Origin of the sequence: Nocardioides sp. SLBN-35 (genome assembly GCF_006715725.1) — a bacterium.
Classification (GTDB): domain Bacteria; phylum Actinomycetota; class Actinomycetes; order Propionibacteriales; family Nocardioidaceae; genus Nocardioides.
Map to the genome: position 1 here is coordinate 2110295 of NZ_VFNU01000001.1, position 14819 is coordinate 2125113.

A 14819-nucleotide genomic window follows, 5' to 3' on the forward strand; every position below is an offset into this window, starting at 1 on the left:
CACCAGCGTGCTGCTGCCCGGCCCGGAGGTCTAATGGAAACTTCGTACCCGAACGATAGGCATTTCCAATGAGAGACAACGGCGGTATGCCGAGAATGCTGCTCTGAGAGGGAGATCCGGCGCTCGCCGTGGCTGCGCGGCGCTTTATCCGATAGCCAACACCTATCTCTCGGCGTACGCTGGTCGGCATGGAACGTCGTCAGCTCGAGTACTTCGTCGCCGTGGTGGACCACGGTGGCTTCGGGCGGGCCTCGGAGGCCGTCCACGTGACCCAGCCGTCGCTGTCGCAGGCGATCGCGGCGCTGGAGAAGGACCTCGGCGTCTCCCTGTTCCACCGGCTCGGCCGCAAGGTCAAGCTGACCGCCGCGGGCGAGGCGCTGCTCTCGCCGGCGCGCCAGGTGCTGCGCGACCACGCCGTCGCCCGCGCCGCCGTGGCCAAGGTCCGCGGCGGGTACGACGGCACCCTCGACATCGCCTCCACCCCGACCGTGGCCGCCCATCCGCTGACCGCGCTGCTGGGCAGGTTCAGCCAGCTGTACCCCGGCATCAACGTGCGGATCACCGACTGCGACGTGCCGGGTGGCGCGGCCGCGATCGTCGGCGGCGGCCAGTGCGAGATCGGGGTGGTGCGGCTGCCCGCGGCGACGACCGGGCTGCAGGCCATCGCCCTCGGTGAGCAGGAGTTCTTCCTGGTGCTGCCGCCCGACAGCCCCGACCCGGGCCCCGGGCCCGTGGAGCTGTCGGTGCTCGGCGAGCTGCCGCTCATCGCGACCCCGCCGGGCACGGCCTCGCGCAAGCGGCTCGACGACTCGCTCGCGATCGCCAACGTCACCGAGCCGCGGATCGTCGTGGAGACGATCTACCGCGCCACGATCCCCAAGCTGGTCGCGGCCGGCGTCGGTGCCTCGCTCCTGCCGCGGCACATGGCCCAGGAGGCGGCCCAGCTCGGTGCCCGGGTCGTCGGTACGACGCCCACGGTCGCCCACGAGATCGGGATCGTGCGCCGCGAGGGTCCGCTGTCGCCGGCCGCCCGGGCGTTCATCGACCTCGCGCTCGAGATGGCGCCGTTCGGGGCCGAGGGCGAGGAGCCGTGACCGCACGCCGCCCGCGCAGCGTCTACGACCTCGGCACCGAGCCGGACCCGCGGTTCACCTTCGCCAACGAGCGGACCTTCCTCGCCTGGATCCGCACCGCCCTCGCCCTGATGGCGGCCGGCGTCGCGCTGGACTCGCTGGCCAGCGCGCTGCCCGAGACCCCGCGCCGCTGGGTCGCCGCCGCGCTGATCCTGGCCGGCGTCGCCGGGTGCGGCCTGGCCTGGCTGCGGTGGATGGCCAACGAGCGGGCGCTGCGCGAGGCGCGGCCGCTGCCCGGCCTGCCGCTCGGCATCGCGCTTGTGGTGCTGGTCGCGGCGGGCGGGCTGGTGCTGGTCGCGCTCACCCTGGCGGCGTCGTGACCGGCACGCAGACCGAGCGGACCCGGCTGGCGTGGACGCGGAGCGTCCTGTCGATGCTCGGCGTCGTGGTGGTCGAGGTGCGCGTCCTGCTCGCGGTCGACGGCGTGGTCGCGCTCCTGGTCCTCGCCGTCGGCGTCCTCATCGCGGCGGCGGCGCTGGCCGGTGTCGCCCGCCGGCACCCGCGCCGCCGTCCCGGCGGCGGGCTGCGCCGCGACCTCGACGGGCGGCTCCCCGCCATGGTCGCCGCTCTGGCCGGGCTGGTCGGACTGGGCTCCCTGGTCCTGGTCCTGGGCTGAGCCGGCTCACGTGATGTCGGGCAGCTCCTGACCTGCGTCCAGCAGCGCCTGGAACGGGTCGCCGCGCACGGCCAGGCGGTCCAGAACGGTCCGGATCGTCCAGCGGTCCGGGCGCAGGTCCGGGTCGTCGAGCTCGCCCCAGCCGATCGGCACCGAGACCGGCGCGCCGCGCGCCGGGCGCGGTGAGTACGGCGCGACCAGGGTCTTGTTGATCGCGTTCTGGGTGTAGTCGAGACGGGCCCGACCCTCCCGGGCGCGGACCTCCCACTTCCAGCTCACCAGGTCGGGCAGCACCTTGCCGACGGTGCGCGACAGCTTCTCCACCCAGGCCCGGGTGTCGTCGAAGGTGTAGCCCGGCACGACCGGGATCCACACCTGGATGCCGCGGCGCCCGGTGACCTTCGGACGCGCGAGCACGCCGAGGTGGTCCAGCGCGGTGCGGTGCAGCCGGGCCAGGGTCAGCACCTCCTCCCACGTGGTGCGCTCTCCCGGGTCGATGTCGACCAGCGCGTACGTCGGCTCGTGCGGTCGCGCCACCAGCGACGTCCACGGGTGCCACTCGAGCGCGCCGAAGTTGGCGGCCCAGACCAGCGCGGCCGGCTCGTCCGCGACGACGTACGTCGTCGTCTCCCCGGGATCGGCGTCCGGGTTGTCCCAGGCACCGAGCCACGCGGGAGCGTGGTCGGGCCGCTGCTTGTGCCAGAAGCCCTTGGCGTCGGCGCCGTCGGGGTAGCGGTGCAGGTTGAGCGCGCGGCCGCGCAGGTAGGGGAGCGCCACGGGCGCGATCCGCGCCGTGTAGGCGAGCAGCTCGCGCTTGGTCACCGGGGGATCGCCGGGGAAGAGCACCTTGTCGAGGTTGGTGACCTTGAGCCTGCGGCCGAAGACCTCCCACGTGCCCTGCTTCCCGAGGTCCTCGAGCGAGGCGACGGCCTCGTCGGGCAACGGATCCGGCACCAGCACCTCCTCGGCCTCGGCGGCAGGGGCCCCCGAGCGCCACGTGCGGTCCGGGTCGGCGGCGACGTCGTCGTTCGTGCGGCCGCTCAGCACCGAGCGCGGGTGCGCCTCGGGGTCCCAGCCGTCGACGGCGTGCGCGTCGCGCTTGTGCAGCAGCATCCAGGACTCACGCTCGCCCTCGCCGCCGGTCCGGACCAGCACCAGCCGCCCCCGCAGCTTGTGGCCGTGGACCTCGGCGTGCAGCTCGCCGTCGCGTACGGCGGCCAGCGGGTCATCGGTCTTCACCGGCTCCCAGGTGCCGGTGTCCCACACGATGACGTCCCCGCCGCCGTACTCGCCCGAGGGGATCACGCCCTCGAAGTGCAGGTACTCGATCGGGTGGTCCTCGACGTGCACCGCCAGTCGCCGTGCACGCGGGTCGAGGGTCGGCCCCTTCGGCACCGCCCAGCTGACCAGGACCCCGTCGATCTCGAACCTCAGGTCGTAGTGCAGGCGGCTGGCTCGGTGCCGTTGGACGACGAACCGCGCGCCGGTCCGGTCCGCGACCGCGCCCGCCGGCTCCGGGGTGCGCGTGAAGTCGCGCTTTCGCCGGTACCGCTCGAGCAGGTCACCCATGCTCGCGCGGTGCCCGGGACCTCCTCATCCATGCAGGCTGCGCAGGATCCGGGCCCGTGCACGGTGCAGTCGCGGGACGACGACGTACACCACGATCGGCACCGCGATCGAGGCGAGCACGAAGGTGCGCAGCACGACCGGCAGGTGGCCGAGCCAGGAGCCGAGCAGCAGGTTGAGCACGGTGAGCGTCGGGAAGACGGCAAGCCAGATCATCAGCGCGGTCTGGTGCCGCGACGGGGCGGGGACGACGAGCTCGGACATGGTCGAGGAACCACCGGAGGGGCCGGGGTAGTCCCGGCCCCTCCGTGACGTACGCCGCAACGCGGGTCGCGGCGTACCTCAGACGTCGTTGGCCAGGATGTTGTCGATGTTGCGCTCGGCCAGCGCCGTGATCGTGACGAACGGGTTCACGGTGGTGTTGCCGGGGATCAGCGAGCCGTCGATGACGTAGAGGCCGTCGTACCCGTGCAGGCGGCCGTAGTTGTCGGTGGCCTTGTTGATCACCGCGCCGCCGAGCGGGTGGTAGGTCAGGCCGTCCTGCCAGATCTTGTAGCCGCCGAAGAGGTCGGTGCGGTAGATCGTCCCCTCCTTGCTGTTGATCTTGTCGAAGATCGTCTTGGCCATGGTGATCGAGTCCTGCTTCCAGGCCTTCTGCCAGGACAGGTCGACCTTGCCGGTCGCGGCGTTCCAGCTGAACTCCGCGCGCCGCGTGGTCCTGGTGATCGACAGGTACAGCGACGCGTAGGTCTCGATGCCGGTCGGGAGGGGAGCGACCTCGGCGAAGGCGCCGCCGGCGTCCCAGTTGTCGATGCCCGAGCACGGGATCGTCGACTGCAGGGTGCCGGTGGCGTCCCACATGTGGTTGGCCCGCCCGCACATGACGTTGCCGTTGTCGCCCCAGCCCTTGCCGACCTCGCCGTTGAGGCCGGGCAGCACGCCGGTCGCCTTGAGCTTCACGAGCAGCTTGCTGGTCCCGACGCTGCCCGCGGCGAAGAACACCTTCGTGGCGGTGACCGTCTTGGTCGCCACCGTGTCGCCGTTGGTGTCGATCTGGTCGATCGTCACCGTGTAGCCGGTCCCGCCGGAGACCGGGGCGACCGAGGTGACCTTGTGCAGCGGCGACACGTTGACCCGGCCGGTGGCCAGGGCCTGGGCGAGGTAGGTCTGCACGAGCGACTTCTTGCCGAAGTCGTTGCCGTACATGACCTGGCCGTCGAGCGCGGACCGCGGGACCGTGCCGGCCTGCTCGGCCTTCATGTAGTTCCAGTCGTAGACGTCGGGCACGAAGGTCCACGCGAAGCCCGAGCGCTGCGCGTGCTTCCGCCCGACCCGCGCGTACTGGTAGCAGGCGGCGGTCTCGAACCACGTCGGGTCGATCGACCCGACGCCGAGGCCGGCGTTGGCCCGCGGGTAGTAGGTGTTGTACATCTCCGCGGCGTCGACCGACGGCAGGATCGAGGCGAACCGCGACTGCTGGGGCGTGACCGCCATGCCGCCGTTGACGAGCGAGCCGCCACCCACGCCGCGGCCCTGGTAGACGGTGATGCCGGCGAAGTCCTCGGCGTCGAGGACGCCGGTGTAGCGGTCGATGTTGCTGTCGATCGGGAAGCCGAAGAAGTTGCTGACCGGCGCCTTGGTCTTCGTGCGCAGCCAGTAGGCGCGCTTGTCCGGCGAGGTGACCTTGGGGAAGATCCTGCCGTCCGAGCCGGGGGTGTCCCACGTCATGCCCATCTCGACCATCTCGACGGGTACGCCGGCCTGGGCGAGCCGGAGCGCGGCCACCGCGCCGCCGTACCCGGTGCCGATGACGAGTGCCGGCACCTGCGCGCCGTTGCCGATGACGGCGCCGGCGGCCGGACTCGTCATCGCCGGCAGGCCGATCGACGCGGCGCCGACGGCGGCGCCGGTGGTCGTCAGGAATCCGCGCCGGGTGAACCGGGACGCGGAGCGGGGGCTTTCGGACATGTGACCTCCATCACAGACGGTAAGAACCAGAACGTGTTCTACCGTTTGTGGTGAGGGTTCGTCACTACCTACTGGCCGGTAATCTCGATCCGCGCGATCGCCACCCGCCCCACGCCGCTCAGCCGCAGCCGCGCCCCGCTCACCGCGACGTCTCCCGTCTCCAGGGCGATCCCGTCGAGGACGACGGTCCCGTCGAGCACGACCAGCACCACCGTTCCCGCCGCCGGTACGTCGTCCGGCTCCGCGGTCACCGCCCGGACTGCGAGAGTGGCCCTGGCCGCACCGCGGCGGGTCATCACGTTGAGGTCGCGGGTGGGCTGCTCCACGGTGCACCGCACGGGTATGCCACCGTCGAAGGCGAACGGCTCGTCGGTGCGCAGCCGCTGGGTGTGGCCGGGTAGGTGCAGCGTCATCGCGCCGCCCTCGACGAGGACGATGATCCGGTCGATGCCGGGGAAGGCCGAGAAGTCGCCACTCCGGGTGACCTCGGCGACGCTGACCCGCCAGGTGAAGTCGTCGCGATCACCGCCGAGGGCGATCTCGGTGGTCAGGCCCTGTCCGTTGCGCCACGGGACCCGTGGGAGGTCGGCGGCCCGGGTGATCGTCGTCTGGGTGCTCATCGCCTCCAGTCCACCCGATCCCGGCGCAGTGCGGAACCGCCGAGCGCGTCGCGGTGTCTGGGATGCCAGACACCGCGACGCCGGGTCCTGCCTGTTCCTGGTGCTACTCGCCCCCTCCGCCGCCGGCCAGCTCGCCGGTGTGGCCGTTGCACGCGTCGCCGGGGCTCGGCACGAAGGCCTTGCCGCCCTGGGAGACGATCGCGCCGTAGCTCTGCACGTGTCCGGCGTACTCACCCTCCTTGCCGGGGTGGTAGGCGTTCAGGCCCGAGAAGGCGCAGATGGAGTTGGCCACGTATCCCGTGATCGGGGTCGGGCCGCCGGTGGCGAACCCGTCGGGTCCCGGCGGGCCGGTGACCTCGCCGGCCGACGCGACGCCGGTTCCGGCCAGGACGAGGATCGGGGCGCAGAACGCCCCTGCCATGACGCTTCTCAGTCGCATGTGGTCACGCTCTTTCTCTCGGGATTGTTCCTCTCGGGTGCGCTCCCTCCGCGCGAGCGTAGGACGCGGGAGGGCAGTACGGAATCGCCCGATTGGGGCATCACCAAAGCGGTGGGTGCGGACGTCTCAGCGACCGGCGCGGGCCGCGCCCTCGGCGAGCAGCAGCTGCGCGCCGGCGTACGTCGCCATCACGACCGCCTCCAGGCGCTCGGGTGCGTCGGGCAGCAGGAAGGTCCGGGCGCCGAGGACCGCGTCGGAGGCGAGGAACACCGATCCGCCGGCGGCGGTCAGGAGGCGGGCGTCGCGGGGCAGGGCCGGGTCGAGGTGGGAGGCGGTGGCCGCCATCGTGGCGAGCAGCCCCGAGTAGCCGAGCAGCGTGGCGCCCAGCCCGCGGTCCCGGCGCGCCGCCGTCGCCGCGACCACCGGGCCGGTGGCCGCCCACAGGGCGCCGACGACGCGGGCGGTGCGGCTCGCCGTGATCGGCGTACGACGGTCGCGATGGCGCCAGAAGCCCGAGATGTAGGCGAGATGGCCGACCCCGAACGACGCCGCGCCGGCCGCGAACGCCCGCTCTCCCTCGCCGAGCAACAGCACGTCGCCGCCCCAGCCGCCGACCTGGGCGGCCAGCGTCGTGGTCCGCAGCGGCGACCGCGCGGCGCGCGGGTCACTGGCCAGCGCGGTGCCGAGCACCGGCAGCAGCAGCGGTTTGGTGACGTGTCGGACCCGGTGCGCCCACGGGCGGCCCGACCCCGCCAGCGCGGTGTCGGCCGCCGCGAGGGCGACATAGGCGAGCTTGAGCCTGGTGGACGTGCGCACGCCCGAACTGTAGGGCCAGGCGGGCTCAGCCGACCGCGAGCTGGGCGCGCGTCGGGACGAACGGGTCGAGCCGCAGCCGCATGCCCGCCTCGGCCGGCGTGCGGTTGGCCTTGCGCCCGTTGCAGGGGCTGCACGCCGCCACCGTGTTCAGCCAGGTCCACCCTCCGCCGCGGCTCTGCGGGAGCAGGTGGTCGATGGTCGTCGCGTGCGAGCCGCAGTAGGCGCAGCGGTGCCGGTCGCGCTTGAGCACGTTGCTGCGGGAGTACGCCGCCGGCCGGTACATCCACTTGGCCGCGACGTAGCGCACCAGCCGGATCACCCGCGGCCACGGGTGTGGCCCGATCATCCGGTCGTCGTGCGCCTCCTCGACGGTGGCGACCTCGCGGAAGAGCATCCGCACGGCGTGCTGGAAGGTCACCGTGCCGAGCGGCTCGTAGGAGGCGTTGAGCAGCATCACGGTCGCCATGGCTGCCCTCACCTCCTTCCTCTGTCGGATGGATCGTCCAGGGTCCGTATTTCCGTTCGGCCACGAAGGCATGAAGGACAGGAGACCTCTGCGCGAGGTCCGACTCGTCGAATGTACGTCGGCGCGCGCTCCCGGCTCCACCGGTTTGCCCGTCCCGGCGCGTCCCGCTGAATGGGAGGGCGAGCGGCACGAGGTGTGACCGGGGCCACGCTCGGCGTCATGTTCGCGATGATCATGAACGAGACGGGCGGGCCCGAGGTCCTGCAGTACGGCGAGATCGAGACGCCCGAGCCGGGGCCCGGGGAGGTGCGGGTACGGGTGGCGTACGCCGGCGTGAACCCGGCCGACTGGAAGAACCGGCAGGGCATGCTGGCCGCCTTCCGGCCCTACGTCTTCCCCTACGTGCTGGGCTTCGACGCCGCCGGCGTCGTCGACGCGCTCGGCGAGGACGTCACGGGGTTCGCGCTCGGCGACCGCGTGGTGACCCCGACCAACCACGGTCAGGGCGCGCAGGGCAGCTACGCGGAGTACGCCGTCGCGAACGTCGACCGGGTCGCGCGCATCCCCGAGGGCATGGGCTTCGCCGAGGCCGCGGCCCTACCGGTGGCCGCGCTGACCGCGTGGCAGGCGCTGCAGCACAACGGCGGCGTGCAGCCCGGCCAGCAGGTGCTGGTGCACGGCGGCTCCGGTGGTCTCGGCAGCTTCGCGGTGCAGTTCGCCCGCGCCGCCGGGGCGCAGGTCGCCGCGACCTGCAGCACCGGCAATGTCGCCTACCTGCGGGAACTCGGCGTCGAGCGGGTCATCGACTACGTCACCGAGGACGTCACCGCGGCGGTCAAGGAGTGGGCGCCCGACGGCCTCGACCTGCTCGTCAACACAGCCGGCGCGAGCTCGCTCACCCACGGCCTCGACCTGGTCCGCCAGGGCGGCGCCTTCGTCAGCATCCCGACGCTCGTCGACGACGGCGACATCCCGGCCGACGTCGCCGACGCCGCCCGACGTGGCATCGAGCGCGTCTACTCGATGATGACCGACGTCGACTGCGCGCCCGCGCTCGCCACGATCGCCGGGCTCGTCGTGTCGGGCGAGGTGATCCTCCCGGAGATCCGCGAGCTCGACCTGCGCGAGGCCCCCGCCGCCCACGAGGCGATCCAGACCGGCCACACGCGCGGCAAGATCGTGCTCAAGGTCGCGGACCTGTGAGGGACAGTGAGATGACCACGACCCCCGCACCGGCCCCTGCACCGGCCCCTGCACCGATCGTCGTCCAGGACCGCTTCGAGCTCTTCGCCGCCGACCTGCCGCGACTGCGCGAGCTCGTCGCCGGCTACGCCACCGGGGCGGCCGCGCGCGGCCTGAGCCTCGTCGAGGAGCGGGTCTCTCCTCCGCTCGCCCTCGCCGACCAGCCGGTCGTGCTCTGGGTGCGCTGGACCCTGCCCCACGCCGGAGGCTTCTGGACCGCCCGCGCCCAGACCCACGCTCCCGACGTCGTGCAGTTCTGGGCCGACGTCGACGCCCTCGTCGTGTCCCGCGCCCGCACCTACCTCGTGGCGCCGGACCAGGTCGGGCCCCCGCCGACCGACACCCGCCCCGACGCGGTCACGCCCACCCGGTGGCGCGAGACCGCCCAGCTCCACCTGGCGGCCGATGCCGGCGAGGAGCAGCTGGGCGCGCTGGCCGCGGTGCTGGCCCGGGCCGCCGAGCTGCCGGGCATCGAGGCCGCGATCCTGAGCCCCAACTACCTGGCCGACCTCGGCGCCGGGCACCTCACCTGGGACCTGGTCTTCCCGGACCGGGGGACCGCGGAGGTGGCGCACGAGTCGGAGCTGTGGGCCGACGTACTGCTGCCCGCGATCGAGGAGCACTGCACGTCCTGGTCGGCTCTCGGTCTCGACACGATCGGTGCCGGCGCCCGCGAGCCCGGCATCGCCGGCGGCGTCAAGCGCACCGCGCTCTTCCGGCTGCTGCCGGGCGTCGACCCGGAGGTCGAGTCGGAGTTCGCCCGCGACACCCTGGCCATGCCCGCGCACATCGCGTCGATCCGCAACTGGCGCCTGAGCCGGGCGATCGCGCTCGACTGGGACGCTACCGACGGCGCGCCGTGGGACTTCGTGTGGGAGCAGGAGTACGCCGACCTGGACGGGCTGAGCGTCGACTACATGATCCACCCGCACCACTGGGCGCACGTCGACCGCTGGTTCGACCTCGAGTCGGGGGCGCAGGTCGTGGACCCGGCGCTGTGCCATGCGTTCGCGGGACTCGCGGAGGGCTTCATCGTGCGCTGATCCCGTGCTTCCATGGATCCGGCACCGCAGCGAGCGACAGGACGGCACCTATGGACGACACGAGCTGGGACGGCGCCCGCAAGGCGCGGGTCAAGGAGGCGCTGCGCGGCCGGGTCGAGGCCGCGCTGGCCAGCGCCCGGGAGGCGGTCGCCGACCAGCAGGGTGCGGCCGAGCTCGACCAGGCCGACGTCCACGACGTCGACGACCTCTCGCAGTCCGACGAGGGCGGTGACCTCGCCGGCCTGTTCGGCGGCGTCGTGGCGCGGCGCCAGGAGGAGCTCGCGCGGGTCGATGCCCTCGACGTCACGCCCACCGACGTCGTCGCGGACGGCGCGATCGTCGCCTTCGGTGACGACCACTACCTCGTCGGGGTGGCCGCCGAGGCGTTCGAGGTCGACGGCACGACCTTCGAGGGGATCGCCGCGGACGCCCCGGCGCATGCGGCGATCCTGGGGCTGAAGGCCGGCGACAGGTTCACGATCGGCGGCACCGAGCACCGGCTCGACCTCGTGGTCTGAGCCTCCTCCCGATCAGGCAGTGAGGTACGGCGCCAGCTCCAGGGCGAGGTGCAGACGCAGCCGGTCCTGGCCGCGGCCGAGGTCGTAGCCCGTCGCCTGCTCCACCTGCCCGATCCGGTGGTAGACGGTCTGCCGGTGCACGGCGAGCCGGGTCGCCGTACGCCCGGCGCTGCAGGCCTCGTCGAGCCAGACCCGCACCGTGTCGAGGACGTCGGGGGGCGCGGCGGCGAGGAAGGTCCGCACCCGCGGGTCGATGACGGCGCCCTCGAGGTCGTCGTCGCGGGTCACGCCGAGCAGGGCGAGCGGGCCGAGGGACTCCCAACGCACGACGGTGCCCGGCTCGGCGGTGCGGGCCACGCGCAGGCCGACCCGGGCGCCGCGGTGGGCGGCGGCGAGGGCGTCGATGCCCGCCACGGTCGGGCCGGTGGCGGCCCGGGTGACCCGGTCCAGGCTGTCGACGCGGCGACCGAGGCCGAGCGCGGCGAGCAGGTCGGTGAGCCCGTCGGTCTCGCCGACGAGTGACGCACGGACCACGGCGCAGGCCACGCCCGGGCTGGAGCGCACCCAGACCACCCCGGAGCGCGAGGGCCGACTCGACACCTGGTCGAGCAGCTCGGGCCGCTCCAGCAGCACGCAGGTCACCGGCTCCTGCAGGTCGAGGCCGCCGGCGTGCGCGAGGTCGACCGCCGACTCGCGCGCCGCCAGTCGACCGCCCTCGACGAGCTCGCGGAAGAGCGCGTCGCGGTGGGCCTGGCGGCGCTCGGCCACGTTGAGCAGCCGGGCCGCCGACTCCGCGATCCGGGTCGCCTCGGGCCAGGTGGACTCGGGGATCCGGCCCTCGGGGTCGATCAGCCAGAAGTACCCGTGCACCCGGTCGAGGTGCCGCGCCGGGACGCAGAGTCGGGCCACGATCCCGAGGTCCGGGTCGGCCGGCGTACGCAACGGGCCGAGGGAGTCCTCGATGCCCTGGCCGCGGAACCACACCAGCACGTCCTCGCTCGAGCGGCGCTGCAGGATCGAGCGCTGCCGGATGGAGTCGATGACGTCGTCGCCGCGGTGGTCGGAGAACCCGATCAGCCGGAAGTCGGGGTCCTCCAGGGTGCACGGCGCGTCGGTCAGCCGGGCCATGTCCTCCACGAGGTCGTCGAGCGAGCTCACTGGACAAGTGTCACACGTTCGCGGCCGAAAGATGTGACAGGTGTCCGTTCCGTGTGACCCGGCACGCTCCTAGCGTGGAGACATGCTCGACCAGGCCCTGAGTCACACCCTGAACCGCGCCTCCCGCAGCGCCCGCGCCCGCCGCGCCGTCGAGTCCTTCCCCGTTACCCGCAAGGTCGTCGACCGGTTCGTGCCCGGCGAGTCCACCGCCGACGCGGTCGAGGCCACCCGTCGCCTGGTCGCCGCCGGCCGCGCGGTCACCATCGACGTGCTCGGCGAGGACGTCCTCGACCTGGCCGGCGCCCGCGCTATGCGCGACGCCTACCGCGCCCTCCTCGCCGCGCTGGCCGAGGCCGGCTGCGCCGCCGGCGCCGACGTGTCCCTCAAGCTCTCCGCGATGGGCCAGGCCCTGCCCGGCGGTACGACGATCGCCACCGACCACGCCGCCGAGATCGCCGACGCGGCCGCCGCCCTGGGCTGCACCGTCACCCTCGACATGGAGGACCACACGACCGTCGACTCGACGCTCGCGATCGGCGGCGCGCTGCGCGCGACGTACCCGTTCGTCGGGAACGTGCTGCAGACCAACCTGCGCCGTACCCCCGGCGACATCGCGGACCTCGACGGCACCGGCGCCCGGATCCGCCTGGTCAAGGGTGCCTATCGCGAGCCCGAGACGGTCGCGCTGCAGCGCAAGGCCGAGGTCGACCACGCCTACGAGCGGGCTGTCGACGCGCTGATGGCCTCCGACTGCTACCCGATGATCGCCACCCACGACCCGGCGATGCTCGACCGCGCGGTGGCTGCCGCGGTGGCCGCAGGTCGCGGCGCGGACCGCTGGGAGGCGCAGATGCTCTACGGCGTGCGCCCCGAGCTCGAGCAGCGGATGGTCGAGGAGGGCATGAGGATGCGCGTCTACATCCCGTTCGGCACCGACTGGTACGGGTACTTCATGCGCCGGCTCGCCGAGCGCCCCGCCAACGTCGCCTTCTTCCTGCGCGCCCTCGCGCACCGCTGATCCCACCGCTTCCCGAGAGAGGACTGACATGGACGCCATCACCACCCCGCCGGCTCCCGTCAACGAGCCCAACCTGACCTACGCCCCGGGCAGCGCCGAGCGCGACGCCCTCGTGGCCCAGCTCGACGCGCTGGGCGGTACGACGCGCCAGCTCGACGCCCACATCGGTGGCGAGAAGGTCGTCGGCGGCGGCGAGGAGATCGCCGTCGTGCAGCCGCACGCGCACCAGAAGGTCCTCGGCGTGCTGCGCAACAGCACCGCCGACGACGCCAAGTCCGCGATCGCCGCGGCCCGGGAGGCCGCGCCCGGCTGGCAGGCGCTGCCGTTCGACGAGCGCGCTGCCGTCATCCTGCGTGCCGCCGAGCTGCTCGCCGGCCCGTGGCGCCAGAGGCTCAACGCCGCCACGGTGTTGGGCCAGTCGAAGACCTCCTTCCAGGCCGAGATCGACGCCGCGTGCGAGCTGATCGACTTCTGGCGGTTCAACGTCCACTTCGCCCGGCAGGTCCTCGCCGAGCAGCCGATCGCCAACGCGCCCGGCATCTGGAACCGCACCGACCACCGCCCGCTCGAGGGCTTCGTCTACGCGATCACGCCCTTCAACTTCACCGCCATCGCCGGCAACCTGCCCACCGCGCCCGCGCTGATGGGCAACACGGTGATCTGGAAGCCGTCGCCCACCCAGCAGCTCGCCGCGTCGCTGACCATGGAGCTGCTCGAGGAGGCGGGCATGCCGCCGGGCGTCATCAACATGCTGCCCGGCGACGGGCTGGCCGTCTCCGAGGTCGCCCTCGCGCACCCCGACCTCGCGGGCATCCACTTCACCGGCTCCACCGCGACCTTCCAGCGGCTGTGGTCCTCGGTCGGCGCCAACCTGTCGTCGTACCGGACCTATCCGCGGCTCGTCGGCGAGACCGGCGGCAAGGACTTCGTCATCGCCCACCCCTCGGCCGACCCCGACGTGCTGCGCACCGCGCTGATCCGCGGCGCCTTCGAGTTCTCCGGCCAGAAGTGCTCGGCCGCCTCGCGCGCCTACGTCCCCGCCTCGCTGTGGTCGCGGATGGGCGCCGACCTGGCCTCCCAGACCGACGCCCTGCCGGTCGGCGACCCGACCGACTTCTCGAACTTCACCGGCGCCGTCATCGACGCCCGGGCGTTCGCCAAGCACAAGGCCGCGATCGAGCGCGCTCGCGCCACCGAGGGGCTGCAGATCGTCGCCGGCGGCGAGGTCGACGACAGCGTCGGCTACTTCGTCCGCCCGACAGTCGTGGTCGCCGAGGACCCGGCCGACGAGATGTTCTCCACCGAGTACTTCGGCCCGATCCTCGTCGTCCACGTCTACGACGACAGCCGGCCCGGCGCCTTCGAGGAGGTCGTGAGGCAGGCCGAGTCCGCGGCGCCGTACGCGTTGACCGGGTCGGTTCTCGCGACCGACCGCGCGGCCATCGACTGGGCCAGCAACCACCTGCGCTTCGCCGCCGGCAACTTCTACGTCAACGACAAGCCCACCGGCGCCGTCGTGGGCCAGCAGCCCTTCGGCGGCGGCCGCGCGTCGGGCACCAACGACAAGGCCGGCTCCGCGCTCAACCTGCTGCGCTGGACCTCGCCCCGCTCGATCAAGGAGACCCTGGTCCCGCCGACCGACCACCGCTACCCCCACATGGGCTGACCCGGCAGAAACAGGCTCGCGAATTCCGCCGACCCGGCTCGAACTGTCCCGCGAATGCCGCTGACCCGGCAGAAGATGGCCCCGTCGGGTGTCATCTTCTGCCGGGTCAGCGCGCAATTCGAGCCACTTTCTGCCGGGTCGGCGTGAGATCAGGGGCAGTTCGCGCCGGGTCAGCCGCCGTAGGGGACCGTGATGATCTCCAGGTTGTGGCCGTCGGGGTCGGACCAGTAGAGACCGCGGCCGCCGTCGTTGCGGTTGATCGCGCCCTCCTGCCGGTGGAACGGGTCGGCCCAGAAGGTCAGCCCGCGATCGACGATGCGGGCGTGGATCGCGTCGAACTCCTCGTCCCCGACGAGGAACGCGTAGTGCTGGGAGGTCACCGGGCCGGGGGCGCCGACGACGTCGAGGCTCACTCCGTTGCCGAGCTCGACGACGCGGAAGGGTCCGTAGACCGCGGCCTCCGGGAGGCCGAGCAGGTCGGTGAGGAAGGCCGCGGTGTCGTCGCGGTCGGTGGCGTGGACGATCGTGTGGTTCAGCTCGATGGACATGG

At 72.9% G+C, this 14819-nt stretch carries 17 protein-coding genes; 8 read left to right on the plus strand and 9 right to left on the minus strand.

From position 1 onward, the window contains the following. Nucleotides 1-188: 188 nt before the first annotated feature. The 3 genes from FBY23_RS10215 to FBY23_RS10225 are packed head-to-tail and all read left to right on the plus strand — an operon-like array spanning nt 189 to nt 1749. Nucleotides 189-1094 (plus strand): LysR family transcriptional regulator, encoded by a 906-nt coding sequence (locus FBY23_RS10215; protein ID WP_141798045.1) that lies wholly within the window; start codon nt 189-191, stop codon nt 1092-1094. Continuing rightward, on the plus strand, nt 1091-1453 hold the full coding sequence (locus FBY23_RS10220) for a YidH family protein (RefSeq protein WP_141798046.1): 363 nt from the start codon (nt 1091-1093) through the stop codon (nt 1451-1453). The genes FBY23_RS10215 and FBY23_RS10220 overlap by 4 nt, the downstream gene beginning before the upstream one ends. Then, the gene (locus FBY23_RS10225) at nt 1450-1749 is read left to right on the plus strand and encodes a DUF202 domain-containing protein (RefSeq protein ID WP_160158213.1); all 300 of its coding nucleotides are present in this window, start codon (nt 1450-1452) and stop codon (nt 1747-1749) included. Before FBY23_RS10220 ends, FBY23_RS10225 begins: the two co-directional genes overlap by 4 nt. 6 nt (nt 1750-1755) lie before the next feature. Here the strand turns inward: FBY23_RS10225 and FBY23_RS10230 are convergent, their stop codons facing one another. From FBY23_RS10230 to FBY23_RS10260, 7 genes are all read right to left on the minus strand, one after another. Continuing rightward, the gene (locus FBY23_RS10230; RefSeq protein WP_141798048.1) at nt 1756-3318 is read right to left on the minus strand and encodes a DNA polymerase ligase N-terminal domain-containing protein; all 1563 of its coding nucleotides are present in this window, start codon (nt 3316-3318) and stop codon (nt 1756-1758) included. A gap of 24 nt (nt 3319-3342) precedes the next feature. Further along, the gene (locus tag FBY23_RS10235) at nt 3343-3579 is read right to left on the minus strand and encodes a hypothetical protein (protein WP_141798049.1); all 237 of its coding nucleotides are present in this window, start codon (nt 3577-3579) and stop codon (nt 3343-3345) included. A 78-nt stretch (nt 3580-3657) separates the two neighbouring features. Next, the gene (locus FBY23_RS10240; RefSeq protein ID WP_141798050.1) at nt 3658-5283 is read right to left on the minus strand and encodes a GMC oxidoreductase; all 1626 of its coding nucleotides are present in this window, start codon (nt 5281-5283) and stop codon (nt 3658-3660) included. A 68-nt stretch (nt 5284-5351) separates the two neighbouring features. Next, nucleotides 5352-5903, minus strand: coding sequence for a HutD family protein (locus FBY23_RS10245; RefSeq protein ID WP_141798051.1), 552 nt, complete (start codon nt 5901-5903; stop codon nt 5352-5354). A 103-nt stretch (nt 5904-6006) separates the two neighbouring features. After that, nucleotides 6007-6342, minus strand: a complete 336-nt coding sequence (locus FBY23_RS10250) for a hypothetical protein (protein ID WP_260805884.1) — start codon at nt 6340-6342, stop codon at nt 6007-6009. Between the two features lie 126 nt (nt 6343-6468). Then, entirely contained in the window at nt 6469-7158 is a 690-nt protein-coding gene (locus FBY23_RS10255) for a lysoplasmalogenase (protein ID WP_141798052.1), read from the minus strand. 25 nt (nt 7159-7183) lie between these two features. Further along, on the minus strand, nt 7184-7636 hold the full coding sequence (locus FBY23_RS10260) for an HNH endonuclease (RefSeq protein WP_313901094.1): 453 nt from the start codon (nt 7634-7636) through the stop codon (nt 7184-7186). Nucleotides 7637-7843: 207 nt separating this feature from the next. On the opposite strand from FBY23_RS10260, the gene FBY23_RS10265 reads away from it, so the two are divergent. The 3 genes from FBY23_RS10265 to FBY23_RS10275 are packed head-to-tail and all read left to right on the plus strand — an operon-like array spanning nt 7844 to nt 10427. Then, nucleotides 7844-8827 carry an NADP-dependent oxidoreductase gene (locus tag FBY23_RS10265; protein WP_222117785.1) on the plus strand — a complete coding sequence of 328 codons (984 nt, stop codon included), beginning with the start codon at nt 7844-7846 and terminating at the stop codon, nt 8825-8827. Between the two features lie 11 nt (nt 8828-8838). Then, the gene (locus FBY23_RS10270; protein ID WP_141798054.1) at nt 8839-9909 is read left to right on the plus strand and encodes a Dabb family protein; all 1071 of its coding nucleotides are present in this window, start codon (nt 8839-8841) and stop codon (nt 9907-9909) included. Nucleotides 9910-9959: 50 nt separating this feature from the next. Beyond that, complete coding sequence (locus tag FBY23_RS10275) at nt 9960-10427, plus strand: hypothetical protein (RefSeq protein WP_141798055.1); 468 nt, start codon at nt 9960-9962, stop codon at nt 10425-10427. A 12-nt stretch (nt 10428-10439) separates the two neighbouring features. On the opposite strand, the gene FBY23_RS10280 is transcribed toward FBY23_RS10275, so the two are convergent. Then, the gene (locus FBY23_RS10280) at nt 10440-11585 is read right to left on the minus strand and encodes a CdaR family transcriptional regulator (protein WP_141798056.1); all 1146 of its coding nucleotides are present in this window, start codon (nt 11583-11585) and stop codon (nt 10440-10442) included. 82 nt (nt 11586-11667) lie between these two features. On the opposite strand from FBY23_RS10280, the gene FBY23_RS10285 reads away from it, so the two are divergent. Together FBY23_RS10285 and pruA are read left to right on the plus strand one after the other, a co-directional pair. Further along, on the plus strand, nt 11668-12603 hold the full coding sequence (locus FBY23_RS10285; protein ID WP_141798057.1) for a proline dehydrogenase family protein: 936 nt from the start codon (nt 11668-11670) through the stop codon (nt 12601-12603). 28 nt (nt 12604-12631) lie between these two features. Beyond that, a complete protein-coding gene (pruA, locus tag FBY23_RS10290) occupies nt 12632-14269 on the plus strand; it encodes an L-glutamate gamma-semialdehyde dehydrogenase (protein ID WP_141798058.1) in 1638 nt (545 codons plus the stop codon). Between the two features lie 170 nt (nt 14270-14439). On the opposite strand, the gene FBY23_RS10295 is transcribed toward pruA, so the two are convergent. After that, nucleotides 14440-14817: a VOC family protein gene (locus FBY23_RS10295; RefSeq protein ID WP_141798059.1), complete on the minus strand. Its 378-nt coding sequence runs from the start codon at nt 14815-14817 to the stop codon at nt 14440-14442. Nucleotides 14818-14819: the final 2 nt, after the last annotated feature.